The 24,322-nt window shown below is 68.1% G+C and carries 18 protein-coding genes; 9 read left to right on the top strand and 9 right to left on the bottom strand.

Annotation, left to right across the window (positions count from 1 at the left end; all coding sequences use genetic code 11):
* Nucleotides 1-92: 92 nt before the first annotated feature.
* Both murJ and ACFWPS_RS11130 read right to left on the bottom strand, forming a co-directional pair.
* Nucleotides 93-2,408, bottom strand: coding sequence for a murein biosynthesis integral membrane protein MurJ (gene murJ / locus ACFWPS_RS11135; protein WP_383703431.1), 2,316 nt, complete (start codon nt 2,406-2,408; stop codon nt 93-95).
* Between the two features lie 45 nt (nt 2,409-2,453).
* Nucleotides 2,454-4,907, bottom strand: coding sequence for a DUF6049 family protein (locus tag ACFWPS_RS11130; RefSeq protein WP_383703429.1), 2,454 nt, complete (start codon nt 4,905-4,907; stop codon nt 2,454-2,456).
* A gap of 289 nt (nt 4,908-5,196) precedes the next feature.
* Between ACFWPS_RS11130 and ACFWPS_RS11125 the strand changes: the two genes are divergently transcribed.
* On the top strand, nt 5,197-6,663 hold the full coding sequence (locus ACFWPS_RS11125) for a CCA tRNA nucleotidyltransferase (RefSeq protein ID WP_383703427.1): 1,467 nt from the start codon (nt 5,197-5,199) through the stop codon (nt 6,661-6,663).
* A gap of 100 nt (nt 6,664-6,763) precedes the next feature.
* Here ACFWPS_RS11125 and ACFWPS_RS11120 read toward each other — a convergent pair whose 3' ends face one another.
* The 3 genes from ACFWPS_RS11120 to ACFWPS_RS11110 form a co-directional block, all read right to left on the bottom strand.
* A complete protein-coding gene (locus tag ACFWPS_RS11120; protein ID WP_383703425.1) occupies nt 6,764-8,056 on the bottom strand; it encodes an MFS transporter in 1,293 nt (430 codons plus the stop codon).
* Nucleotides 8,057-8,196: 140 nt separating this feature from the next.
* Entirely contained in the window at nt 8,197-9,279 is a 1,083-nt protein-coding gene (locus ACFWPS_RS11115) for an inositol-3-phosphate synthase (RefSeq protein WP_383703422.1), read from the bottom strand.
* Between the two features lie 43 nt (nt 9,280-9,322).
* Nucleotides 9,323-10,006: a PadR family transcriptional regulator gene (locus ACFWPS_RS11110; protein ID WP_383703420.1), complete on the bottom strand. Its 684-nt coding sequence runs from the start codon at nt 10,004-10,006 to the stop codon at nt 9,323-9,325.
* A gap of 746 nt (nt 10,007-10,752) precedes the next feature.
* Here ACFWPS_RS11110 and ACFWPS_RS11105 point away from each other — a divergent pair.
* Nucleotides 10,753-13,005: a transglycosylase domain-containing protein gene (locus tag ACFWPS_RS11105; protein WP_383703418.1), complete on the top strand. Its 2,253-nt coding sequence runs from the start codon at nt 10,753-10,755 to the stop codon at nt 13,003-13,005.
* A gap of 129 nt (nt 13,006-13,134) precedes the next feature.
* Nucleotides 13,135-14,634, top strand: coding sequence for a glycosyltransferase family 87 protein (locus ACFWPS_RS11100; protein WP_383703416.1), 1,500 nt, complete (start codon nt 13,135-13,137; stop codon nt 14,632-14,634).
* Between the two features lie 76 nt (nt 14,635-14,710).
* On the opposite strand, the gene ACFWPS_RS11095 is transcribed toward ACFWPS_RS11100, so the two are convergent.
* The 3 genes from ACFWPS_RS11095 to ACFWPS_RS11085 form a co-directional block, all read right to left on the bottom strand.
* Nucleotides 14,711-15,742 (bottom strand): alanine racemase, encoded by a 1,032-nt coding sequence (locus tag ACFWPS_RS11095; RefSeq protein WP_089100475.1) that lies wholly within the window; start codon nt 15,740-15,742, stop codon nt 14,711-14,713.
* Nucleotides 15,743-15,826: 84 nt separating this feature from the next.
* Nucleotides 15,827-16,948, bottom strand: a complete 1,122-nt coding sequence (femX, locus tag ACFWPS_RS11090) for a peptidoglycan bridge formation glycyltransferase FemX (RefSeq protein ID WP_383703414.1) — start codon at nt 16,946-16,948, stop codon at nt 15,827-15,829.
* 161 nt (nt 16,949-17,109) lie between these two features.
* Nucleotides 17,110-17,412, bottom strand: a complete 303-nt coding sequence (locus ACFWPS_RS11085) for a hypothetical protein (RefSeq protein WP_089100477.1) — start codon at nt 17,410-17,412, stop codon at nt 17,110-17,112.
* A gap of 262 nt (nt 17,413-17,674) precedes the next feature.
* Between ACFWPS_RS11085 and rpsF the strand changes: the two genes are divergently transcribed.
* The 4 genes from rpsF to rplI all read left to right on the top strand — a co-directional run bounded on the left by rpsF (nt 17,675) and on the right by rplI (nt 19,383).
* Nucleotides 17,675-17,965 carry a 30S ribosomal protein S6 gene (gene rpsF, locus ACFWPS_RS11080; protein WP_006604399.1) on the top strand — a complete coding sequence of 97 codons (291 nt, stop codon included), beginning with the start codon at nt 17,675-17,677 and terminating at the stop codon, nt 17,963-17,965.
* A 77-nt stretch (nt 17,966-18,042) separates the two neighbouring features.
* On the top strand, nt 18,043-18,633 hold the full coding sequence (locus tag ACFWPS_RS11075) for a single-stranded DNA-binding protein (protein ID WP_383703411.1): 591 nt from the start codon (nt 18,043-18,045) through the stop codon (nt 18,631-18,633).
* A 48-nt stretch (nt 18,634-18,681) separates the two neighbouring features.
* Nucleotides 18,682-18,918, top strand: coding sequence for a 30S ribosomal protein S18 (gene rpsR, locus ACFWPS_RS11070; protein WP_003949403.1), 237 nt, complete (start codon nt 18,682-18,684; stop codon nt 18,916-18,918).
* 18 nt (nt 18,919-18,936) lie between these two features.
* On the top strand, nt 18,937-19,383 hold the full coding sequence (rplI, locus tag ACFWPS_RS11065; RefSeq protein ID WP_093500876.1) for a 50S ribosomal protein L9: 447 nt from the start codon (nt 18,937-18,939) through the stop codon (nt 19,381-19,383).
* Nucleotides 19,384-19,539: 156 nt separating this feature from the next.
* Here rplI and ACFWPS_RS11060 read toward each other — a convergent pair whose 3' ends face one another.
* Nucleotides 19,540-20,877 carry an MATE family efflux transporter gene (locus ACFWPS_RS11060; RefSeq protein ID WP_383703408.1) on the bottom strand — a complete coding sequence of 446 codons (1,338 nt, stop codon included), beginning with the start codon at nt 20,875-20,877 and terminating at the stop codon, nt 19,540-19,542.
* Nucleotides 20,878-21,336: 459 nt separating this feature from the next.
* On the opposite strand from ACFWPS_RS11060, the gene dnaB reads away from it, so the two are divergent.
* Both dnaB and ACFWPS_RS11050 read left to right on the top strand, forming a co-directional pair.
* Nucleotides 21,337-22,812: a replicative DNA helicase gene (gene dnaB, locus ACFWPS_RS11055; protein ID WP_383703406.1), complete on the top strand. Its 1,476-nt coding sequence runs from the start codon at nt 21,337-21,339 to the stop codon at nt 22,810-22,812.
* A gap of 83 nt (nt 22,813-22,895) precedes the next feature.
* Nucleotides 22,896-24,281, top strand: a complete 1,386-nt coding sequence (locus ACFWPS_RS11050) for a serine hydrolase domain-containing protein (RefSeq protein WP_383703404.1) — start codon at nt 22,896-22,898, stop codon at nt 24,279-24,281.
* Nucleotides 24,282-24,322 lie beyond the last annotated feature (41 nt).

The raw sequence follows: 24,322 nt of genomic DNA, 5'->3' as shown, positions 1-24,322 counted from the left end.
CACGTTGTCCGACGCCGAAACCAATTGTGCCCACAGTCCTCCGCTATGCACGACACGCGGCGGCGAACGATGGTTGTGCGCTTACCCCCGCCTCAACGACCCAGGCGCCCGCGCACCATACCCACGAGGGAGTTGAGCTCCTCGATGCGCATGCGACGCGCGGCGACGTAGAAGACGCCGAGCAGGACCGCTCCGCCGACCAGCAGTGCGGTGAAGGAACCGATCACACCCTGCCCCAGAGTGTGGCCGATGCCGTAGCAGGCCGCACCACTGAGCAGCGCCGCCGGTACGGAGGCGATGCAGAGCCTGGCATAGGTACGGGTGACCCGGGAGCCGTCCAGGTCGCCGCCGAGCCGCAAGCGCAGCCGCCGCCAGGCGACACCCACACCGATCGCGTAGGCGAGGCCGTAGGAGGCGGCCATGCCGGCCACCGCCCAGCGGGCCGGGAGCAGCATGTAACAGGCCAGCGAGGCACCCGCGTTGACCGCGGCGACGATGACCGTGTTGTAGAACGGCGTGCGGGTGTCCTCGTACGCGTAGAAGGCGCGCAGGACGACGTACTGCACCGAGTAGGGGATCAGGCCGAGGGCGAAGGCCATCAGCATGTACCCCATGTTGGTGGCCGAGCCGGTGCCCGAGGAGCCGAAGATCAGGGTGCACATCGGGATGCCGAGGGCCAGGAACCCGAAGGAGATGGGGACGATCGCGACGGCGGTCGTCCGGAGTCCCTGGGAGATGTCGTCGCGGACGGCACCCGTGTCGTTCTCGGCGGCCGAGCGGGAGATCCGCGGCAGCAGGGCGGCCATCAGGGAGACCGTGATGATGGCCTGCGGCAGGCCCCAGATCAGCTGGGCGTTGGCGTATGCCGCGAATCCGGTGCCGTCGATGTGGGACCTCTTGATCGCCGAGGTCGACAGCTGGGAGACCACGAGCGCGCCCGCCTGGTTGGCGAGGACGAACAGTACGGTCCACTTGGCGAGCGTGGCGGCCTTGCCGAGGCCGTGACCCTTCCAGTCGAAGCGCAGTCGCAGCCGGAACCCGGTCTCGCGCAGGTAGGGGATCATCGCCAGGGACTGGACCACGAGGCCGAGCAGCACGCCGAGACCGAGCAGCCGCTGGCCCTCCGGCGGGATGTTGGTGACCTTCATGCCGGAGTGCGCGGCCGTGCCGTACACCCAGATGAACAGGCCGAGGGTGACGATGATGACGATGTTGTTGAGGACCGGGGTCCACATCATCGCGCCGAACTTGCCCCGCGCGTTGAGGATCTGGCCCATCACCACGTGGATGCCCATGAAGAAGATCGAGGGCAGGAAGTAGCGGACGAAGGTGATGCCGACCTCGTTGGCCGCCGGGTCGCTGGCGACCGAGTCGGACAGCAGGCGGATGAGGAAGGGCGCGGCTGCGATGGTGGCCGCGGTGAGCAGGCCCAGCGCCACCATCACCAGGGTCAGCAGACGGTTCGCGAACGCCTCGCCGCCGTCGTCGTCGTCCTTCATGGCGCGCACCAGCTGCGGCACGAAGACCGAGTTGAGGCCGCCGCCGACGGTCAGGATGTAGATCATCGTCGGCAGCTGGTAGGCGACCTGGAAGGTGTCGCCGAGCAGGCCCACTCCGAGCGCTGAGACGATCAGCGCGGAGCGGACGAAGCCGGTGAGGCGGGAGACCATCGTGCCCGCCGCCATCACGGCGCTCGACTTGAGCAGGCCCGCGGCCTTCCCGCCCTTTTTCGCGGAAGCGGGCGCCGCGGCTGCGGCGGGCACGGCACCGAGGTTCAGCGTCTGGTCGGCCGCGGCAGTCGGAGGAGCCGGTGCCATCGGTGCCATCGGTGCCGCCGGTGCCTGGTACTGCGGCACCCGCGCCGGGCCTCCCGGGGAGGCTGCCGGACCGGGCACCGACGGGGGCCCCGACGGCAGCTGACCGCCGCCCTGCTGCGGATCCCGGTAGCCGCTCTGCTGCTGATCGCGGAAGAGATGTGCGAAGGCGTCGGGCTCGTGGCGCTCCTCACCGGAGTGCGAGACCAGGTCGTCCACGCCCACGAACTGGGTCGTGCGCGGGTTGTCGCCGTACGGCAGGTACTGGCTCGGGCCGTCCGGCTCCGGCGCCGGGGTCTGGGCCCACACGTGCGGGTCGGGAGCATACGGCGACTGGGCGGGCTGCCCGTACAGCGGCTGCTGCGGGTAGGTGCCCGGAGCCGGCGGGGGGTGAGCTGCACGGTCGTAGAGCGCCTCGGCGACCGGGTCCTGGGCGGAGAGGTCCCGCGCCCGGTAGGGGTCCTGGTCGTAGGCGTCCTGGAGGTACATGTCGGCCGCGTGCTGCGGCGGGACCTGGCCGGGCTCCGGCGGCGGCTCGGGGTAGCCCGAACCGGCCGCGCCCTGGCCGCTTTCACCGTCGTACGGCGCGTTCATGGTTACCCCACCTCATCGTCCCGGGCCCACCGGCCACGACATCGTTCAACGGTCCACTCTCTCACCCGTCTCGGACGGGTCGGCGCTTTCCGATGCGGTGTCCGGCGTCGGGTCACTCGGCTGCTCCGGGTCGTCTGCCCGGGACCGGGCGACGGACTCCTCCTGGAGACGATCCCCATGGGCAGCGGGGTTCCCCGGCCCATCGGTGTCCTCGGTATCCCCCGGGCTCTCGGCCTTCGAAGCACCGGGAGTCTCCGGGGTTCCGGGAGTTTCCGGGGCGCCGGGAGCGTCCGGGGTGTCCTCGCCCGCCTCGTCGGGGCCGTCGTCCTCCTCGGCCCGCCGGGCGGCCGCCCGCTTGCGCTGGGTGTACATCCGGAAGCCGGCGAGCACCAGCAGCAGCACACCGCCGCCGATGACCAGCATCACCGTCGGCGTGACCTCGGTGACCTTCACGTCGAACCTGACGGGCGTGCCGTACTTCTGGCCGTCCTCGGTGTAGAGCTGGGCGGTGACCTCCACCCGGCCGTTGGCGTTGGCCGAGGTGGAGAACTTCACGGACTGGCTGTGGCCGCCGGAGACCTCGACAGGCTGCTCGTAGTAGGGATTGCCGCCGATCTCCAGGCGGGTCGGCATGGTCGAGGTGAGCCGCAGGACGAGGTGGCTGACGCCCTGCACCAGGTTGTTCTGGACGGTGACCGGGATGGTGGCGCTGCGGCCCGAGAGTTTGGTCTCGGACTTGTCGATCAGCTTGACCTGGCTGATGAGGTCGTCGAGCCAGGACTCCACGCTCGTGCGGAAGCTGTCCGCCTCACTGCCGCTGCCTCGCCACGACGTGGACATCTCGCGGTTTATGGCCCGCCCGAAGGGGGTCACCACCCGGGACTCGTCGGTGAGGATCACCTGGAAGTTGTCGAGCTTGTCCTGGGTGCGGGCGATCTGCTCGAAGGCCGTCCGGGGCAGTTCCTGCTTGCGCAGCGAGGAAGGGTACGCGGACGACGAAGGGATCTTCGTGGTCGCGCCGGGGTCGGGCTTGGCCTTGGCGGCCGCCGCGAGATCCTGGGACTGCGACCAGTTGCTGTCCTGCAGCGCGGTGATCGCCGTCGCCATCGCCTGGGCCTGGCTTGCCGACGGCATCCGCTGCGGGGCGACGACGATACTGCGCTGCTTGTCGTTCTGGGTGTTCAGCGCCAGGCTCTGGGCGAGGAACTGCTGCACGGCGAGAGTGGACGAGTCGGCCTGCGTCAGATCGCCCTGGAAAGCCGTGGACAGCCGCGCGTCGGCGACCACCGCCGTCGTGCCGCCGCCGATCGGACGCGCTGCCGAGGGCGTGTAGGTCAGCCCGCCGGTCTCCTGGAGGCTGTCGCTGCGGGCGATCACCTTGTCGGCACCCGCCGAGGTGGCGACCTTGATGATCGAGGGGTCGATCGCGCCGTTCACCGGCCACGCGAAGTCGGTGTTCGGCGTGACGTGGAGCACGGTCTTCACGGTGGTGGCGGCGACGTCCGTGGCGTCCTTGAGGTGGCTCAGCGAGCCGGTCACGCTGGTGCCGTTGTGGGCGAGGGAGGCCAGGTCCGGGTCGGCGAAGGGGAGGGCCACCACCTCCTTGTCCGTCACCGCGTCCTGCAGGTCGGCCAGGAACTGCTTGGCCACCGCCTGATGGGTGCCGGCCGTGGTGGTGTCGCCGGCGCCCTGGATCCGGTAGCTGCGGGTCATGGCGTCGACGGAGGCCAGCAGATCCGGGTCGATCACCCAGGTGACGTCAAGATCCTTGCCGAGCGCCAGCATCTGGGCCAGCCGGCCGCCGGGCGAGATCTCCTTGGCGAGGTCGTCGTTCTGGAAGACGGGCGTCTGGAGCTCGCCCGCACCCGTCTTCGCCGTCACATGGACGGTGGAGATCAGCGGCCACAGATACGTCGTCTTCGTCTTCGTGTCGGCCTCGGAGGACTGCCACGGCAGGAACGTCCGCTGGATGCCGAGGACCTGGTCCCACTGCTGCGTGGACGTCTCGCCGGACAGAGAGACGCCGAACTGGTACACGCCGTCCTGGCCGAGGTCGAGCTTGTCGACCGGCACGGAGATGCTGAAGTGCTCGGCGACCCCCGGGCCGAGCGAGTCGAAGTCCTCGGTGTACTTGCCGCCGACCTCGGTGCCGAGGCTCGACTGGAGGTCGTCGGAGTGCCGGGCGGCCGTGTCGATCTCGGAGCGCGTGCCGAGCAGGGAGCCCACCCGCAGGTCCACGTGCGCGTCCGTGACGGCCTGCTTGCCGTTGTTGGTCACCGTGCCCGAGACCGTGAGCGTGTCCCCGTCGCTGGGGGCGCTGGGACTCAGCGAGTCCAGGGCGACGGACACGGTGTCCGAGCCGGCCGCCTGCGCCGGCGCCGCCGCGGGCAGCTGCATCAGTCCGGCCAGCAGGGGCGCACCCGCAAGCAGTGCCCCGGTGCGCCGCAGCCAGCGGCGGGCAGGTGAGGGCGTCCCCTGGAAGTCTGCCGCCTCGGCCACGCGCTCGTCCGTCCCTCGTCGTCGTCAGTGGTCGTCGGAATGTGCGTCCACGCATGGTAACGAGGTGCGCTGAACGGAAGTGCCGCGGTGTGCTTCACAAGATCGGGAGATGAGATCGGACCATCCCCTATATCCAGTATCGTCGGGAGACTCTGTTAAGCCGCGATCACTTGTGCTTATTGGGGTATGGAGTGAGATGTCCCACCCTCTCCGCGGGGAGGTTTTACATGGGGTGCTGCCGGAATATGGAGGCGCTTCGGACCGTCTGGGGCACGTAGTCTGTTCTGTTGTGCCGAACGCCAATGAAGACAATCCCTCTGCCCTGAGCCAGGCGCAGCAGCGCGCGGTGAGCGAACTGCTGCGGGTGGCGCCCGTCGCCGACGACCTCGCCCGCCGATTCCAGGAGGCCGGGTTCTCGCTTGCCCTGGTCGGCGGCTCGGTCCGGGACGCGCTGCTGGGCCGGCTCGGCAACGACCTGGACTTCACGACCGACGCACGCCCCGAGGACGTACTGAAGATCGTCCGGCCCTGGGCGGACGCTGTCTGGGAGGTCGGGATCGCCTTCGGTACCGTCGGCGCGCAGAAGGATGCCCGCGTCGGAGACGCTGTCAGGCCCTTTCAGATCGAGGTGACCACTTACCGGTCCGAGGCCTACGACCGCACCTCGCGCAAGCCCGAGGTGTCGTACGGCGACTCCATCGAGGAGGACCTCGTCCGCCGTGACTTCACGGTCAACGCGATGGCGGTGGCGCTGCCGGAGAAGGAGTTCATCGACCCGTACGGCGGTCGAGAGGACCTGGCCAAGCGCGTGCTGCGCACCCCGGGGACACCCGAGGAATCCTTCTCGGACGACCCGCTGCGGATGATGCGCGCTGCCCGCTTCGCCGCGCAGCTCGACTTCGAGGTTGCCCCCGAGGTCGTCGCGGCGATGAAGGACATGGCCGGCCGTCTGGAGATCGTCTCGGCCGAGCGGGTCCGGGACGAGCTGAACAAGCTGATCCTCTCCGCTCACCCACGCAAGGGGCTGACCCTGCTCGTCGATACGGGCCTCGCCGACCATGTCCTGCCCGAGCTGCCCGCCCTTCGGCTGGAGAGTGACGAGCACCACCGGCACAAGGACGTCTACGACCACACGCTGATCGTCCTGGAACAGGCCATGGCGCTTGAGGAGAACGGTCCCGACCTCACCCTTCGTCTTGCCGCGCTGCTGCACGACATCGGCAAGCCGCGTACCCGCCGCTTCGAGAAGGACGGCCGGGTCTCGTTCCACCACCACGAGGTGGTCGGAGCGAAGATGACCAAGAAGCGCATGACGGCGTTGAAGTACTCCAACGAACTGGTGAAGGACGTCTCGCAGCTGGTCGAACTCCACCTGCGTTTCCACGGCTACGGCACCGGGGAGTGGACGGACTCGGCGGTCCGCCGCTACGTCCGCGACGCGGGCCCGCTGCTGGACCGACTGCACAAGCTCACCCGGTCCGACTGCACCACCCGCAACAAGCGGAAGGCCGCCGCGCTCTCCCGCGCCTATGACGGCCTGGAACAGCGCATCGCCGAGCTCCAGGAGAAGGAAGAGCTCGACGCTATCCGCCCGGACCTCGACGGCAACCAGATCATGGAGATTCTGGGTGTCCGCCCCGGCCCGGAGGTCGGCAAGGCCTACAAGCACATGCTGGAGCTGAGGCTGGAGAACGGGCCGATGGAGCATGACGCAGCGGTGGCCGCGCTCAAGGAGTGGTGGGCCGAGCAAGGCTGAGAATGCGCAGCGGGGTCATGTTTCACGTGAAACACGGCCCCGCCGGGACGTAGCGAGGGGCGATGTTTCACGTGAAACATCGCCCCTCGCCATGACCTCACTACGGTCCTGCGTGATTCTGCTGGGGTCGTCGATTGCGCTCGAAGCGGGCCATGGCCACGGCGACCGCTGCGTAGACCAAGGCGACCGTGATGACGAGGGTCGCTGAGCGGCCGTCCGGCGGGAGCATCAGCGCGGCCACAGCCGCGGCCCCGACGAAAGCGACGTTGAAGAGCACGTCGTACACGGAGAAGATCCGGCCGCGGAAGCCGTCGTCGACGGACGACTGCACGATGGTGTCCGTGGCGATCTTCGCCCCCTGGGTGATCAGCCCCAGGACGAAGGCGGCGATGAGCATGGGGACGGTCGTGAACGGGAGGCCCAGGGCGGGCTCCAGTACGGCGGCAGACACGGCGCACACGACGATCCAGCGGCCGGGGCCGAGTCGCCCCACGGCCCACGGTGTCACCACGGCGGCGGCGAAGAAGCCCGCGCCGGAGATCCCCAGGGCCAGCCCCAGTAGCCCGAGTCCGTTGGCCGGGTCCGAGGAGAGGGCGTACCGGCACAGCATCAGCACCAGGACGAGCAGCGCGCCGTAGCAGAAGCGCATCGCCGTCATGCTGACCAGCGCCCAGGCTGCCTCACGGCGCCGTGGCGCGGCGAGATGCCGCATTGCCTCCACGAGGTCGCGTGCGGTGGTGATCACGGCCATTCTCAGGCTCGGCTGTGTTGGATGCCGGTCGGGGCCGAGCAGGTCGGGGGCCATGGTCAGAGATGCGAGGGCCGAGCACAGGTACAGGACGGCGCCGAGCAGCACCACCGCGGCATCGGAATCCGAGGCCACCAGCCGTACAGCGAAGGCGAGGCCGCCGCCGGCGGTCGCGGCAAGGGTGCCCGCGGTCGGGGAGAGAGAGTTGGCGAGCACCAGCCGGTCGGTGTCGACCACTCTTGGCAGCGCGGCGGACAGACCCGAAAGGACGAAGCGGTTGACGGCCGTGACGCACAGGGCGGAGGCGTAGAAGAGCCAGTCGGGCACGTGGCTGACCATGAGGACGGCGGTGGCCGCGGCCAGCAGCGCACGCAGCAGATTGCCGTAGAGGAAGATCTGGCGGCGGCGCCAGCGGTCCAGCAGGACGCCGGCGAAGGGGCCCACGAGGGAGTACGGGAGGAGCAGGACGGCCATCGCCGAGGCGATCGCGGCCGGCGAGGTCTGCTTCTCCGGGGAGAAGACCACGTAGGCGGCGAGGGCGACCTGGTAGACGCCGTCGGCCCCCTGGGAGAGCAGGCGTATGACGAGTAGACGGCGGAAGTTCCGCAGGCGCAGCAGGACACGCAGGTCGCGGACGACGGGCATGGGGCACAGCCTCACATATGGGGCCGCGCGCAGGAGAAGGGTCCCCGGATCGGATGACCCGGGGACCCTCAGAGCCCTGGCAGGAGCGATTTTTTGGCGAGCTTGATCTTTGGGGCTTCAGTGCCCGGTGATGTGCCGGGTCAGCGCTCGACGTCGCCGCGGATGAACTTCTCCACGTTCTCGCGGGCCTCGTCGTCGAAGTACTGGACCGGCGGGGACTTCATGAAGTAGCTGGACGCGGAGAGGATCGGGCCGCCGATGCCGCGGTCCTTGGCGATCTTCGCGGCGCGCAGGGCGTCGATGATGACACCCGCGGAGTTCGGGGAGTCCCAGACCTCGAGCTTGTACTCCAGGTTCAGCGGGACGTCACCGAAGGCGCGGCCCTCCAGGCGGACGTAGGCCCACTTGCGGTCGTCGAGCCAGGCCACATAGTCGGACGGGCCGATGTGGACGTTCTTCTCGCCGAGGTCCCGGTCGGGGATCTGGGAGGTGACGGCCTGCGTCTTGGAGATCTTCTTGGACTCCAGGCGCTCACGCTCGAGCATGTTCTTGAAGTCCATGTTGCCGCCGACGTTCAGCTGCATCGTGCGGTCCAGGACGACGCCCCGGTCCTCGAACAGCTTCGCCATGACGCGGTGCGTGATGGTGGCGCCGACCTGCGACTTGATGTCGTCACCGACGATCGGCACACCGGCCTCGGTGAACTTGTCCGCCCACTCCTTGGTGCCGGCGATGAAGACCGGGAGGGCGTTGACGAAGGCGACCTTGGCGTCGATGGCGCACTGGGCGTAGAACTTCGCCGCGTCCTCGGAACCGACGGGCAGGTAGCAGACGAGGACATCGACCTGCCTGTCCTTGAGGATCTGGACGACGTCGACCGGCTCGGCCTCGGACTCCTCGATGGTCAGGCGGTAGTACTTGCCGAGACCGTCGAGGGTGTGGCCGCGCTGGACGGTCACGCCGGTGTTGGGCACGTCGCAGATCTTGATGGTGTTGTTCTCGGAGGCGCCGATGGCGTCAGCCAGGTCGAGGCCGACCTTCTTGGCATCCACGTCGAACGCGGCGACGAACTCGACGTCCTTGACGTGGTACTCGCCGAACTGGACGTGCATCAGGCCGGGGACCTTGGACGCCGGGTCGGCGTCCTTGTAGTACTCGACGCCCTGAACCAGCGACGCGGCGCAGTTGCCCACGCCGACGATGGCTACGCGAACCGAACCCATTCCGGTTGCTCCCTGTGTGTACGAGTGAGGCCCTGAACGGGTCTCACGTGGCGGTGTCGTCGGACGCATCCGGCCGGAGAGGCTCTCCGGACCGGGGCAGGGCGCCCGGCGCTCCATTGGTGGTGTTCTGCTGAGCGGACCCCCCGGAGGCGGAACCCTTCAGGTCCCGCCCGGCCCGCTCGCTCTCGATGAGCTCGTTCAGCCAGCGCACTTCGCGCTCCACGGACTCCATCCCGTGGCGCTGGAGCTCAAGCGTGTAGTCGTCGAGGCGCTCCCGGGTGCGCGACAGCGAGGCGCGCATCTTCTCCAGGCGCTCCTCCAGCCGGCTGCGGCGGCCCTCCAGCACGCGCATGCGCACATCGCGCGAGGTCTGCCCGAAGAAGGCGAACCTCGCCGCGAAGTGCTCGTCCTCGTACGCGTCGGGGCCGGTCTGGGACAGGAGCTCCTCGAAGTGCTCCTTACCTTCGGCCGTCAACCGGTAGACGATCTTGGCGCGGCGGCCGGCGAGAGGTGCGGCGAGGGCGTCCTCGGTGGTGTTGCCCGGCTCCTCGATCAACCAGCCGGTGGCGACCAGCGTCTTGAGGCAGGGGTAGAGCGTCCCGTAGCTGAACGCACGGAAGACGCCCAGTGAGGTGTTGAGCCGTTTCCGCAGCTCATAGCCGTGCATCGGAGACTCGCGGAGCAGGCCGAGGACGGCGAACTCAAGGATGCCGGAACGCCGGCTCATGGTCGCCTCCTCTGGTCCGCAGTTTGCTTATCTCGCTCTGATGTATCGACTCGATACATCCCGACGATAGATCGACCTTCCCCGTGCGACAAGAGGAGCGACGGTGAACGGGATCACATCACCGATTCGATGGAGGTAAGTTGCCTGATTTGGGGTGAACTTCGGGGCTCGGCGGGTTTTGGTGGTGCGTAGTCTGTGCGGCATGCACACCACCGGGAACCAAGTGACGCCTGGGGGGCGTCCGCGTCCTCGGTGCAGTACGGGTGAATGCAGGACCGACCGCATCCGTACTTTGGGGGGACCGGAAATCAGCCGCCGTTCCAGGCGCGCACGGGTGCGCCTGCCCGAGGAGTAATCGTTCGATGAGCGAGCACCGTCGCAAACCGCCGCCGCCGCAGGGAGGCGGACGTGCCGCGGCCCGACGCGGCCAGTCCGGACCGTCCTCCGGCCGCCGTGCGACACCGCGAGGCGCCACCGGGTCTCTTTCCGACTCCTATGGGTCCAGTTCCTATGGGTCGGACTCGGGCTCGGGAGGTGAGGAGCGTCCGTACGGTAGCCGTGCCGAGGCACGCCGGGCGACGCAGAGAAGCACGGGAAACAGTCGCCGCAGACCGACCGACAACGGGAGCCGTGGTCCTGGTGGTCCTGCCGGGCCAGGGCGTGGCAGAGGCCGGGCGTCGACGGCGCCCGGCAAGAAGCGCCTCATCGACTACCCCAGGGCGAACAGATTCGGCTGGCGCCGCTGGGTGCCTTCCTGGAGGCTCGTCTCCGGGCTGTGCATCACCTTCTTCGGCAGCCTGGTCGCACTGGTCGGCGTCAGCTACGCCATGGTGGGTGTCCCGAGCGAGAACACGGCGGCCCAGTCCCAGAACAACGTCTATTACTGGGCCGACGGCAAGCAGATGGTCGCGACGGGCACCGGCGTCAACCGGCAGAACGTCGGCATCGCCCAGATCCCCCAGGCCATGCAGAACGCGGTGATCTCGGCAGAGAACAAGAGCTTCTACTCGGACCCGGGCGTCGACTTCAAGGGCATCGCCCGCGCTCTCGTCAACATGGCCCAGGGCGGTGAGACGCAGGGCGGTTCGACGATCACCCAGCAGTTCGTCAAGAACACCTACCTCAGCCAGGACCAGACGCTCACCCGCAAGTTCAAGGAGATGTTCATCTCCATCAAGGTGGGCACCAAGGTCAGCAAGCCGCTGATCCTCCAGGGCTACCTGAACACCTCGTACTTCGGCCGTGGCGCGTACGGCATCCAGGCCGCCGCCCAGACCTACTACGGTGTGGACGCGAAGGACCTCAAGCCGAGCCAGTGCGCGGTCCTGGCGGCCCTGCTCAAGGGCGCGACGTACTACGACCCCGCGGGCAACCCGGACATCGACACTGCGGCTTCCCCGAAGGCCAATTACCAGCGCTCGCACGACCGCTGGGCCTGGATCCTCGAGGAGATGCACAAGGACCAGCACCTCACCGATGCCGAGTACCAGACGGCCATCAAGAAGTACCCGATGCCCCAGGGCCGCAAGGCGGTCAAGGGCATGACCGGTCAGATCAGCTACCTCGCAGACACGGCCAAGAAGTACGTCCTCGCGCACTCCAACATCACGGAGACGCAGTTCGACAAGGGCGGCTTCCAGATCTACACGACCTTTCAGAAGGACAAGGTCAACGCGCTGACCGCGGCCGTGGAGAAGGTCCAGAAGGCGCGCCTGGACCCGAAGAACCGCGAGAAGGACAAGTACGTCCAGTTCGGTGCCGCCTCGGTGGTGCCCAACGACGGCGCGATCGTCGCCCTGTACGGCGGTGCGGGCTACGAGAACAACCACTTCACCAACAACGCCGACACCTCCGGTGTCCCTGTCGGTTCGACGTGGAAGCCCTTCGTCCTGGCCGCCGCCATGCAGTACGGGACGTACAAGACCTCTCCTGACGGGGTCTCGCCGCTGAGCAAGTACAACGGCAACGACCATCTCAAGGTCATGAACGAGGACGGCACCGCTGTCCTGAACAAGGACGGCTCGACGTTCTTCCAGAACAACGAGAGCAACTATCGCTGGGGATACATCACCCTGCGCAAGGCGATGGAGCAGTCGATCAACACGCCGTTCGTGCAGCTCGGCTGGGACGTCGGCATGTCGCACGTGAGGGACGTGGCAAGCCGGTCCGGCATCCTGGACAGCAGCTTCGCGACCCTCAACCCGTCCTTCGCCCTCGGTACGTCGACTCCGAGCGCGATCCGCATGGCCGACGCCTACGCGACCTTCGCCGCCTCCGGCCAGCACGCGGACCCGTATTCGGTGACCGAGGTCAAGCAGGACGGAACCGACCTGCAGGGCTTCAGCAAGCCGAAGGTGACGAGCGCGATGCCCGAGAACATCGCGAACAACGTCACGGACACCCTGGAGAACGTGATCCAGAACGGTACGGGTACCAACGCCAAGGCCCTGGGCCGTACGGCGGCGGGCAAGACCGGTACCACCGACAGCAACAAGTCGGCCTGGTTCGTCGGTTACACCCAGCAGCTGGCCACGTCGGTGGCGATGTTCCGCGAGAACCCGAAGGACGCCGAGCTGCTCTCCATGAACGGCACCGCCGGCGTGGAGTCCATCCACGGTGGTGACATCCCGACCTCGGTGTGGACCGAGTACATGAAGTCCGCGCTGAAGGGCAAGAACGACCCGGGCTTCCCGGACGCCACCAAGGTGGGCGAGATCGCCGACGAGTCGGGGGCTCCCTCGCCGACGCCGACCGTCAGCATCACGCCGAGCGAGACGCCCACGGAGACGCCGACCGCCACGCCCAGCGAGACGCTCACCTCCCCGTCGCCCACGGCGACGGAGACCTGCCAGTTCACCTTCAACTGCTCCACCGACGGCGGTGACACCGGCAGCACGTCCGGTACGACGTCCTCGCCGACGGCCACCGAGACGACCGGCGAAGGGAGCACCAGAGGCAATGCCAACGGCGGAAACCTCTTCGGCGGGTCGACCGGCTAGCCGCGCTCTGACCGGTTGGTGACTATTTCACCCGCCGAAGTCTGTTTCACGTGAAACATGGGCCGTCGCACCGGACGAGGTGCGGCGGCCCTCGGCGTATTCCTAGAGAGGTACGGCAGGATGTGCCCCATGCCCAGTGCAGAGACGACGCCCGCGGGCGTGCGCGAGCCGGAGCCGGTGCGGCCGACCAGGGAAGACGAGGTCGCCGCCGCCGGGAGTGAGCTGATCGGTGGCCCCATCGGGCGGCGTGCCCTGCTCGGGACGTCCTGGTGGACACCGCTACGGGTGGTCGTCATCGTGGCGGTCGGGATGTTCGCCCTTGGCATGGTCCAGAAGGTGCCCTGCTACGACAGTGGCTGGTTCTTCGGCGCGAGCTCCCAGTACACCCACGCCTGCTACTCGGACATTCCGCACCTCTACCAGGGTCGCGGTTTCGCCGACGGCCTGGTGCCGTACTTCGACAAGCTCCCGGGCGACATGGACTACCTCGAATACCCGGTGCTGACCGGTGTGTTCATGGAGGTGGCCGCATGGCTCACACCGGGCAGCGGCAGCATCATGCTCCAGGAGCAGGTGTACTGGTTCGTCAACGCCGGGATGCTGATGCTGTGCGCCGCCGTCATCGCGGTGTGCGTGGTCCGCACGCACCGCCGGCGCCCCTGGGACGGCCTGCTGGTGGCCCTGGCACCCGCCTTCGCCCTGACCGCCACCATCAACTGGGACCTCCTGGCGGTCGCTCTGACGGCCGCGGCGATGCTGATGTGGTCCCGGAGCCGGCCCCTCGCGTTCGGCGTCCTCCTGGGGCTTGCCACGGCCGCCAAGCTGTATCCCGTGTTCCTGCTGGGGCCGCTGTTCCTGCTGTGCTGGCGCGCGGGCAAGTGGCGGGAGTTCTTCATCGCCACGGGCGGTGCAGTGGCTGCCTGGCTCGTCGTGAACCTGCCGGTGATGATCTTCGCCTTCGACGGCTGGTCCAAGTTCTACACGTTCAGCCAGGAGCGGGGTGTCGATTTCGGTTCCTTCTGGCTGATCTGGGCGCAGAACACGACCACCCCGCCCAGCACCGACTTCGTGAACACCGCGGCGACGGTCCTGGTGCTGCTCTGCTTCCTGGGGATCGCCGCCCTGACCCTCACCGCCCCGCGCCGGCCACGCTTCGCCCAGCTGGCCTTCCTGGTGGTGGCGGCCTTCATCCTCACCAACAAGGTCTACTCCCCGCAGTACGTGCTGTGGCTGGTTCCGCTGGCCGTCCTCGCCCGGCCCAAGTGGCGGGACTTCCTGATCTGGCAGGTGTGCGAGGTGGCGTACTTCCTGGGGATCTGGATGTACCTCGCGTACACGACCAGCGGAGACGCCCACAAGGGCCTGCCGACCGACGGCTACCACTGGGCCATCGCCGTGCACCTGCTGGGCACGCTCTACCTGTGCGGCATGGTCGTACGCGACATCCTCATGCCGGAGCGGGACGTGGTGCGTCGTGCCGGTGACGACGATCCCTCGGGCGGGGTGCTGGACGGTGCGGAGGACGTCTTCGTACTCGGCGCGGCAGCCCATCCCCCGCGCCACGCCGTCCACTTCGAGGGGCCGCAGGTGGAATGGGGAAGCCGATCCTCCGAGGATGGTTCGCTCTGAGCGAACAGCCCAGGTCCTCGACGGAAAGGGGCCGCACACGGACTCCGTGTGCGGCTCTTTCTCCGTCTGCGGCCGGTCAGCGGTCCACGAGACGGTCGAACTGGGTGGTGGTGTGCCGCAGATGGGCCACCAGTTCCTCACCGACCTTCGGCTCCGGGGCGTCCGAGGGCACGAAGAGGATCGACACCTGCATGTGCGGCGGCTCCGCGAACCAGCGCTGCTTGCCGCCCCAGACGAACGGAGCGAGGTTCCGGTTCACCGTGGCCAGGCCGGCCCGTGCGACGCCCTTGGCGCGTGGCATGACGCCGTGCAGGGCCTTCGGGGCCTCCAGGCCCACCCCGTGTGACGTACCGCCCGCCACGACCACCAGGAAGCCGTCCGAGGCCGCCTTCTGCTGCCGGTAGCCGAACCGGTCGCCCTTGGCGACGCGGGTGACGTCCAGGACCGCCCCGCGGTACTCGGTCGCGTCATGATCCCCCAGCCACAGCCGGGTGCCGATCCGGGCCCGGAACCGGGTCTGCGGGAACTGCTGCTGCAACCGTGCGAGTTCGTCGGCCTTGAGGTGGCTGACGAACATCGTGTGCAGCGGCAGCCGCGCCGCGCGCAGCCGGTCCATCCAGCCGATGACCTCCTCGACGGCGTCCGAGCCGTCGGTGCGGTCCAGCGGCAGATGGATGGCGAAGCCCTCCAGCCGGACATTCTCTATGGCCGAGTGCAGCTGAGGCAGGTCCTGCTCGCTGATGCCGTGCCGCTTCATCGTGGACATCACCTCGATGACCACCCGGGCGCCCACCAGGCCGTACACGCCGTCGATGGACGACACCGAGCGGATGACGCGGTCGGGCAGCGGCACCGGCTCCTCGCCGCGCCGGTACGGCGTCAGCACCAGCAGGTCGCCGCCGAACCAGTCCTTGATGCGCGCGGCCTCGTACGTCGTGCCGACGGCGAGGATGTCCGAGCCGAGTCGCGTGGCCTCCTCCGCCAGCCGTTCGTGCCCGAAGCCGTAGCCGTTGCCTTTGCAGACCGGGACGAGGCCCGGGAACTGCTCCTGCACGCGCTTGTGGTGCGCACGCCAGCGCGCGGTGTCGACGTAGAGCGTGAGCGCCATGGCCGGACCTGGGACCTTTCTGGATGGCTGGGGTATGCCAGAGGAGTGCGGTGTGTCAGGGCTATAGAAGCACGGAGCGTGACGTCAGCGGCGCGACATGTAGATGTCGAGAGCCTTGTGGAGCAGCTTGTTCAGCGGGAAGTCCCACTCGCCGAGGTACTCGGCGGCCTCACCGCCGGTGCCCACCTTGAACTGGATCAGGCCGAAGAGGTGATCCGTCTCGTCCAGCGAGTCGGAGATGCCGCGCAGGTCGTAGGCGGTGGCGCCGAGCGCGTAGGCGTCGCGCAGCATCCGCCACTGCATGGCGTTCGAGGGCCGCACCTCACGGCCGATGTTGTCGGAGGCGCCGTACGAGTACCAGACGTGGCCGCCGACGATCAGCATGGTCGCCGCGGAGAGGTTGACCCCGTTGTGGCGGGCGAAGTACAGCCGCATCCGGTTGGGGTCCTCGGTGTTGAGGGCCGTCCACATGCGCTGGAAGTACGACAGCGGGCGCGGCCGGAAGTGGTCGCGCACGGCCGTGATCTCGTACAGCCGCTGCCACTCCGCCAGGTCCTGGTAGCCGCCCTGGACGACCTCGACGCCGGCCTTCTCGGCCTTCTTGATGTTGCGCCGCCACAGCTGGTTGAAGTTCTTGTGGACCTCTTCCAGGGAACGGTTCGCCAGCGGCACCTGGAAGACGTAGCGGGGCTGCACGTCGCCGAAGCCGGCGCCACCGTCCTCGCCCTGCTGCCAGCCCATCCGGCGCAGCTTGTCGGCCACCTCGAAGGCACGCGGCTCGATGAAGTCGGGCTCGATGTCGCGCAGCCGCTTCACGTCCGGGTTCTGGATGCCCTGCTTGATGGAGTTGGCCTCCCAGCGCCGGATGATCACAGGCGGGCCCATCTTCACCGAGAACGCGCCCTGCTGCTTGAGATGCGCCAGCATCGGCTGGATCCACTCGTCGAGATTCGGCGCGAACCAGTTGATGACCGGGCCCTCGGGCAGGTAGGCCAGGTAGCGCTTGATCTTGGGCAGCTGCCGGTACAGCACCAGGCCCGCGCCGACCATCTCACCGGTGCGGTCGTCGAACCAGCCAAGGCTCTCCGAACGCCACTCCGCCTTGACATCGGCCCAGGCCGGGACCTGCATGTGGCTGGCCGCCGGCAGGCTCTGGATGTACGCCAGATGCTGTTCGCGGCTGATGGTCCGCAGGGTCAGGCTCATGTCGGGGCGCTCCTCGGGCTGGTGTGTCCCCATGGGTACAGGGGCTCCGGCTCTCGCGCCGAAGCCTACTGCGCCTTGCCCACGGCCTGACTGGGCGTACGCCACCTACGCCCCGGCTCCTGTGCGGCCGGGGCGTTCCACGGTGGTGTGGGGGGTCGGACTCAGCCGAACAGCCCGCCGTTCGCCATGCCGATGAAGAAGCCGACGCCCGAGGCACCGAGACCCAGGATCAGACCGAAGCGCTCGCGCGTGGTGATCGAGATCCACTGCCCGTAGAGACCGGCGAGGAGGCCGATCAGACCGGTCCAGGAGCTGAGCAGGTGCAGGCTGTGGAAGAACGACGTGATGAAGGCGATCAGCCCGAGCGCCAGCGTCACTGCCATCAGTGAGTCCTGGAGCGGATGGGTCTTGCCGTCGGTGGCGAACAGGGAGCCGGCGGTGTTGGGTCGCAATGCCTGTGCCATAGGGCACCTCCTGCGGAAGGCGGCGCATCGTAGCGCCGTACACACCCGATGTGTACAGATTGAGGGCCCCGGCGGCCGGATTTCAACCGGAAGCGGGTGTGCGGGTACTCTGTACCGTCTGCAGCGGTGTCTGCCCAGACCCTGGCCGGGATCCCAACGGGAACCCCGAATGTCAGTGGCGGCCGATACCGTTGCGTACGCATCACAACCCTCCTGCCACGGAACGACCGTGGCCGCTGAGTCCAAAGGAGGTGGGTTCCACATGCGTCACTACGAGGTGATGGTCATCCTCGACCCCGATCTGGAGGAGCGCGCTGTCTCCCCCCTGATCGAGAACTTCCTCTCCGTCGTCCGTGAGGGCAACGGAAAGGTCGAGAAGGTCGACACCTGGGGCCGTCGTCGTCTCTCGTACGAGATCAAGAAGAAGCCCGAGGGCATCTACTCGGTCATCGACCTGCAGGCCGAGCCTGCGGTCGTCAAGGAGCTCGACCGCCAGATGAACCTGAACGAGTCGGTCCTCCGGACCAAGGTCCTCCGCCCCGAGACCCACTGAGCTCTCCGCTCAGCCGATCTCGGGATTTCGAGTAGCAGCACAAGCAGCCAGCAGCAAACCCGCCGAGAGGTTCCCCCATGGCAGGCGAGACCGTCATCACGGTCGTCGGCAATCTTGTCGATGACCCCGAGCTGCGCTTCACCCCCTCCGGTGCGGCGGTCGCGAAGTTCCGTGTCGCGTCCACCCCCCGCACCTTCGACCGTCAGACGAACGAGTGGAAGGACGGCGAGAGCCTGTTCCTGACCTGCTCGGTCTGGCGTCAGGCGGCGGAGAACGTCGCGGAGTCGCTCCAGCGAGGCATGCGCGTCATCGTGCAGGGCCGACTGAAGCAGCGGTCCTACGAGGACCGTGAGGGTGTCAAGCGCACGGTCTACGAGTTGGACGTCGAGGAAGTCGGCGCCAGCCTGCGGAGCGCCACGGCCAAGGTCACCAAGACCGCCGGTGGTGGCGGCCGTGGTGGCCAGGGCGGTTACGGCGGCGGTGGCGGCCAGGGCGGCGGCAGCTGGGGCGGTGGCTCCGGCGGCGGCAACCAGGGCGGCGCTCCCAACGACGACCCCTGGGCTTCCGGCGCTCCCGCCGGTGGCGGTAACCAGGGCGGCGGCGGTTGGGGCGGTGGCTCCGGCGGCGGCGGTAATGGCGGCGGCTACTCGGACGAGCCCCCCTTCTAGGGGCCAAGGGCTCGTATCCCCACTTCTTGATCACACAGGAGAAACACCATGGCGAAGCCGCCTGTGCGCAAGCCTAAGAAGAAGGTCTGCGCTTTCTGCAAGGACAAGGTCACGTACGTGGACTACAAGGACACGAACATGCTGCGGAAGTTCATTTCCGACCGCGGCAAGATCCGTGCCCGCCGCGTGACCGGCAACTGCACGCAGCACCAGCGTGACGTCGCCACGGCCGTCAAGAACAGCCGTGAGATGGCGCTGCTGCCCTACACCTCCACTGCGCGCTAAGGGAAGGGTGACCGACTAATGAAGATCATCCTCACCCACGAGGTCTCTGGCCTCGGCGCCGCCGGCGACGTTGTCGACGTCAAGGACGGCTACGCACGCAACTACCTGATCCCGCGGAAGTTCGCGATCCGCTGGACCAAGGGTGGCGAGAAGGACGTCGAGCAGATCCGTCGTGCTCGCAAGATCCACGAGATCCAGACCATCGAGCAGGCCAACCAGGTGAAGGCTCAGCTCGAGGGCGTCAAGGTTCGCCTGGCCGTCCGTGCCGGCGACGCCGGTCGCCTCTTCGGTTCCGTCACCCAGGCCGACATCGCTTCGGCGATCAAGGCCGCCGGTGGCCCCGAGGTCGACAAGCGCCGCATCGAGGTCGGTTCGGCGATCAAGACCCTGGGCGCCCACGAGACGTCCGTGCGTCTGCACCCCGAGGTTGCCGCCAAGGTCAACATCGAGGTCGTCGCGGGCTGATGCTGCGCTCGGCTTGAGCAGTAGCCGAAAGGGGTCGTACCCGTGGAGGGTGCGGCCCCTTTCGCTGTGCTGACGACGATGTGGAGCGGTGGGTGTTTCACGTGAAACGTGACAGCCCGCGCTGTTTCACGTGAAACCGTCGGCAGGGCGCATCGGTCAGCGCGTCGCACCGGTCACGATCCACCGGCCGGAGCGGGCACGCAGCCAGAGGGTGAGCATCCGTACGGCCATCATCAGCGTCATGGCTCCCCAGAGCGCCGTGAGTCCGCCGCCGAGGGCGGGGACGATCAGTGCCACCGGCGTGAAGACCGCAAGAGTCAGGACCATGGCCCCGGCTAGATACGGCCCGTCTCCGGCGCCCATCAGCACGCCGTCGAGCACGAAGACCACGCCGGAGATCGGCTGGGAGAGTGCCACGATGAGCAGCGCTGGCAGCGCGGTGTTCTTCACGGTGGGGTCGCCGGTGAACAAGGGGATGAAGAGCGGTCGGCTGGCGATCACCAGCAAGCCCAGGACCACTCCGGTGGCGATGCCCCACTGGACCATCCGCCGGCAGGCTTCGCGGGCGCCGACACCGTCGTCCGCCCCGAGATAGCGGCCGATGACGGCCTGCCCGGCTATCGCTATCGCGTCCAGGGCGAAGGCGAGCAGACTCCACAGCGACAGCACGATCTGATGAGCGGCGACGTCTGCATCACCAAGCCGGGCTGCCACAGCGGTGGCGATCATGAGGATGGCACGCAGCGAGAGCGTCCGGACAAGCAGGGGTACGCCGGCCTGCGCCGAGGCCCGTATCCCGGCGGCATCGGGGCGCAGCGAAGCACCATGCCTGCGTGCGCCGCGCACAACGATGGTCAGATAGACCGCTGCCATTCCGCACTGGGCGATGACCGTGCCCCAGGCCGAGCCGGCGATGCCCAGTCCGACACCGTAGACAAGCGCCGCATTGAGCCCGGCGTTGGTGATGAACCCCGCTACGGCGACGTACAGCGGCGTCCGGGTGTCCTGGAGGCCGCGCAGGACGCCGGTGGCGGCGAGCACGATCAGCATGGCCGGGATGCCGAGGGAGGAGATCCTCAGGTAGGTGGTCGCGTAGGGGGCCGCGGTGGCCGAGGCGCCGAAGACGTCCACGATGCCGGGGGCGAGGGGCAGGGCGACGGCGATGACGGCGGCACCCAGCAGTAGTGCCAGCCAGATGCCGTCCATGCCCTGGCGGACGGCCGCCTGGAGATCGCCGGCGCCGACCCGGCGGGCGACGGCGGCCGTGGTGGCGTAGGCGAGGAAGACGAAGACGCTGACGGCGGTGGTCAGGAGGGCCGAGGCGATCCCGAGACCGGCGAGCTGTGCGGTGCCGAGATGGCCGACGATCGCGCTGTCGGCCATGACGAAAAGCGGCTCTGCGACGAGTGCGCCGAAGGCCGGGACGGCCAGTGCGACGATCTCTCGGTCGTGCCGCCGCCGGGTGGCCTTGGGGATCGGGGGAGCCAGTGACATGAGCGCTAATCTAATCGTCCACAGGTAAGAGATGCAATTGTCTTGTGACCCTTACTTGGGGTTGCGCGGCCCGTGCCGTCGCGCACTGTTCGAAGCGATCTTGATCCGACTGGGAAAGTTTTTCTTCTGCACAGCCGGTGGATGGGAAAGGTGCAGGTCAGATCCCATTGTGGACAGAGATCGAGGGCTTGTTCACAGGGCTGTCCACCGCGTCGTGCACAGGTTTTGGCGGGTTCTCCACAGCATACGGGCGGTCGTCCACATGGCCTGTGGATAACCAGATTGGCTGACGGTGCCCGCGGGCCTACCGTGGTCCGGCACCCGCTCCTTGTCACGGCCTCGGAAACCTCACAAAACCGACGCGTCCAGAACCGGAATGGGGCGTCCTAGTTGTCAGTGCCGTGCCGTACAAAAGAGGGCATGGCGAGGTCCGCGGTGCGGACGGGAGGAGGTGGCTCGGTGAGCATTTCCGAGCCCTTGGACGATCCGTGGGCCGACGCCGGTCCCGGTGATCGTCTGCCCGCCTCCCGCCGACGGAACGAGGGCGGCCGCGGTCGGGACGATCGGCACGACCGGGGCCGGGACAGCGGAGACTGGGAGGGCGGGGGCGCCACCTTCGAGCGGGTTCCTCCACAGGACCTGGACGCCGAGCAGTCCGTGCTCGGCGGCATGCTGCTCTCCAAGGACGCCATCGCCGACGTCGTCGAGATCCTCAAGGGCCACGACTTCTACAAGCCGGCACACGAGACGATCTACCAGGCGATCCTCGACGTCTACGCGAAGGGCGAGCCGGCCGACCCCATCACCATCGCCGCCGAGCTCACCAAACGCGGCGAGATCAACAAGGTGGGAGGCGCTTCCTATCTGCACACCCTCGTCCAGACGGTGCCGACGGCGGCGAACGCCGAGTACTACGCGGAGATCGTCCACGAGCGGGCGGTGCTGCGTCGGCTGGTCGAGGCGGGCACGCGGATCACACAGATGGGATACGCGGCCGACGGCGACATCGACGAGATCGTCAACAGCGCCCAGGCCGAGATCTACGCCGTCACCGAGCAGCGGACCAGCGAGGACTACCTGCCGCTCGGCGACATCATGGAGGGTGCTCTCGACGAGATCGAGGCGATCGGATCCCGTACCGGCGAGATGACCGGCGTTCCCACCGGCTTCACCGACCTCGACTCGCTCACCAACGGCCTGCACCCGGGGCAGATGATCGTCATCGCCGCCCGTCCCGCCATGGGCAAGTCGACCCTCGCCCTCGACTTCGCCCGTGCCGCGTCCATCAAGAACAACCTGCCCAGCGTCATCTTCTCCCTCGAAATGGGCCGCAACGAGATCGCGATGCGTCTGCTGTCCGCCGAGGCCCGGGTCGCCCTGCACCACATGCGGTCCGGCACGATGACCGACGAGGACTGGACCCGGCTGGCACGCCGGATGCCGGACGTCTCGGCCGCGCCGCTCTACATCGACGACTCCCCGAACCTGTCGATGATGGAGATCCGTGCCAAGTGCCGCCGGCTCAAGCAGCGCAATGACATCAAGCTCGTGATCATCGACTATCTCCAGCTGATGCAGTCCGGCGGCAAACGTTCCGAGAGCCGTCAGCAGGAGGTGTCGGACATGTCGCGAAACCTCAAGCTGCTGGCCAAGGAGCTGGAGGTCCCGGTGATCGCGCTCTCGCAGCTCAACCGTGGTCCCGAGCAGCGCACGGACAAGAAGCCGATGGTGTCCGACCTGCGTGAGTCCGGCTCTATCGAGCAGGACGCCGACATGGTCATCCTGCTCCACCGCGAGGACGCTTACGAGAAGGAGTCGCCGCGCGCGGGCGAGGCGGACATCATCGTCGGCAAGCACCGAAACGGCCCGACGGCGACGATCACCGTGGCCTTCCAGGGGCACTACTCCCGCTTCGTGGACATGGCACAGACCTGATCCCTGCCGGGGAGCGGCGCTGACCTGGTCGGCGCCACCGAAATGAACTCGACGCCGGTCCGCTCACCAGGTGGACTGGGCGCATGACGACATTCCAGGAAGAGCTGCTCCCCGCCACCCGGCGGGCGCTGTTGCATCGGATCGCCGTGGCCCAGTCCGAAGGCCGGGCGCCGTCGCTGGTGGCAGCGGTCGTGCGAGGCGGGCGGACCGTCTGGCATGGGGCGCGGACCTCGGTGGACGGGCATGGACCGGACGAGAACGTGCAGTACCGGATCGGTTCGATCACCAAGACGTTCACGGCCGTTCTGGTAATGAGGCTGCGTGACGAAGGGCTGCTCGACCTCGGTGACCCACTGGAGAAACACCTGCCGGGCACCGGGGCGGGGGAGGCGACCATCGCCGAACTCCTCGCGCACACCGGCGGCCTGGCGGCCGAGTCGCCTGCTCCCTGGTGGGAGCGCACCCCGGGCTCACTGCGGCCGGAGCTGAGCGATGTCCTCGGTGAGCAGCCCCTGCTGCATCCGGTCGGCCGTCGCCACCACTACTCCAACCCCGGCTACACCCTGCTCGGCGCGCTGGTCGAGGAACTCCGCGGTGCTCCCTGGGAGGAGGTGCTGCGGCGGGAGGTGCTCGAACCTCTGGGCCTCGACCGCACGAGCGCCCAGCCGCAGGCGCCGCACGCCGGTGGCTGGGCGGTACATCCCTGGGCCGACGCCATGCTGCCGGAGCCGTTGGAGGACCTCGGCCGGATGGCACCGGCCGGGCAGCTCTGGTCGACCACCGGCGACCTGGCCCGCTTCGCCATGTTCCTGGCGGCCGGGGACGACCGCGTGCTGAGTGCCGAGTCGGTGCGGGAGATGCGCACCCCGGCAGCCCCCGCAGAGCCCGCCGACGTGCTGGACGGTGCCACCTACGGCCTCGGCCTGCAGATCCAGCGCCGTGACGGCAGACTGCTCGTCGGGCACTCCGGCTCGCTGCCCGGCTTCCTGGCCAACCTCACCATCAGTGTGGACGACGATGTGGCGGCCGTGGTGCTGGCGAACTGCACCTCCGGCCCGCTGCTGTCCGCCACTGGTGCGGACCTGGTCCGCATTGTCGCGGAGGCCGAGCCACGCATCCCCGAGCCATGGCGTCCTCTGGCCCAAGTCGACCCGTCCGTGCTCGAGTTGGCGGGCCAGTGGTACTGGGGTACACATCCCTTTGTACTGCGGATGACGGCCGACGGGCTCGTCTCGCTGGGACCGCTGACCGGTGCCGGCCGCCGAGCCCGATTCCGATCCAACGGCGATGGCACCTGGACCGGCCTGGAGGGCTACTACGCCGGAGAGCTGCTGCGGCCCGTACGGCGTCCGGACGGCACCGTGAGCCATCTGGACCTCGGATCGTTTGTGTTCACGCGTCAGCCGTACGACGAGACGGCTCCCGTGCCCGGTGGGGTGGATCCCGAGGGATGGCGGGGGATCGGCTAGCGGACGAGAAGTCGGGGGCGATGTTTCACGTGAAACACCGC

It is taken from the genome of Streptomyces sp. NPDC058457, from assembly GCF_042720695.1.
In the GTDB taxonomy this organism is placed as follows: Bacteria; Actinomycetota; Actinomycetes; order Streptomycetales; family Streptomycetaceae; genus Streptomyces.
This window is presented reverse-complemented; position numbering and strand designations above follow the sequence as displayed.

What these genes read in the sequence shown, in the direction of transcription:
- rpsR (WP_003949403.1), top strand. Translation starts at nt 18,682, where the DNA reads ATGGCGAAGCCGCCTGTGCGCAAGCCTAAGAAGAAGGTCTGCGCTTTC.
- ACFWPS_RS11115 (WP_383703422.1), bottom strand. Translation starts at nt 9,279, where the DNA reads ATGGGTTCGGTTCGCGTAGCCATCGTCGGCGTGGGCAACTGCGCCGCG.
- ACFWPS_RS11110 (WP_383703420.1), bottom strand. Translation starts at nt 10,006, where the DNA reads ATGAGCCGGCGTTCCGGCATCCTTGAGTTCGCCGTCCTCGGCCTGCTC.
- ACFWPS_RS11085 (WP_089100477.1), bottom strand. Translation starts at nt 17,412, where the DNA reads ATGGCACAGGCATTGCGACCCAACACCGCCGGCTCCCTGTTCGCCACC.
- ACFWPS_RS11120 (WP_383703425.1), bottom strand. Translation starts at nt 8,056, where the DNA reads ATGCCCGTCGTCCGCGACCTGCGTGTCCTGCTGCGCCTGCGGAACTTC.
- femX (WP_383703414.1), bottom strand. Translation starts at nt 16,948, where the DNA reads ATGAGCCTGACCCTGCGGACCATCAGCCGCGAACAGCATCTGGCGTAC.
- rplI (WP_093500876.1), top strand. Translation starts at nt 18,937, where the DNA reads ATGAAGATCATCCTCACCCACGAGGTCTCTGGCCTCGGCGCCGCCGGC.
- ACFWPS_RS11075 (WP_383703411.1), top strand. Translation starts at nt 18,043, where the DNA reads ATGGCAGGCGAGACCGTCATCACGGTCGTCGGCAATCTTGTCGATGAC.
- ACFWPS_RS11060 (WP_383703408.1), bottom strand. Translation starts at nt 20,877, where the DNA reads ATGTCACTGGCTCCCCCGATCCCCAAGGCCACCCGGCGGCGGCACGAC.
- ACFWPS_RS11095 (WP_089100475.1), bottom strand. Translation starts at nt 15,742, where the DNA reads ATGGCGCTCACGCTCTACGTCGACACCGCGCGCTGGCGTGCGCACCAC.
- murJ (WP_383703431.1), bottom strand. Translation starts at nt 2,408, where the DNA reads ATGAACGCGCCGTACGACGGTGAAAGCGGCCAGGGCGCGGCCGGTTCG.
- ACFWPS_RS11050 (WP_383703404.1), top strand. Translation starts at nt 22,896, where the DNA reads ATGACGACATTCCAGGAAGAGCTGCTCCCCGCCACCCGGCGGGCGCTG.
- ACFWPS_RS11100 (WP_383703416.1), top strand. Translation starts at nt 13,135, where the DNA reads ATGCCCAGTGCAGAGACGACGCCCGCGGGCGTGCGCGAGCCGGAGCCG.
- rpsF (WP_006604399.1), top strand. Translation starts at nt 17,675, where the DNA reads ATGCGTCACTACGAGGTGATGGTCATCCTCGACCCCGATCTGGAGGAG.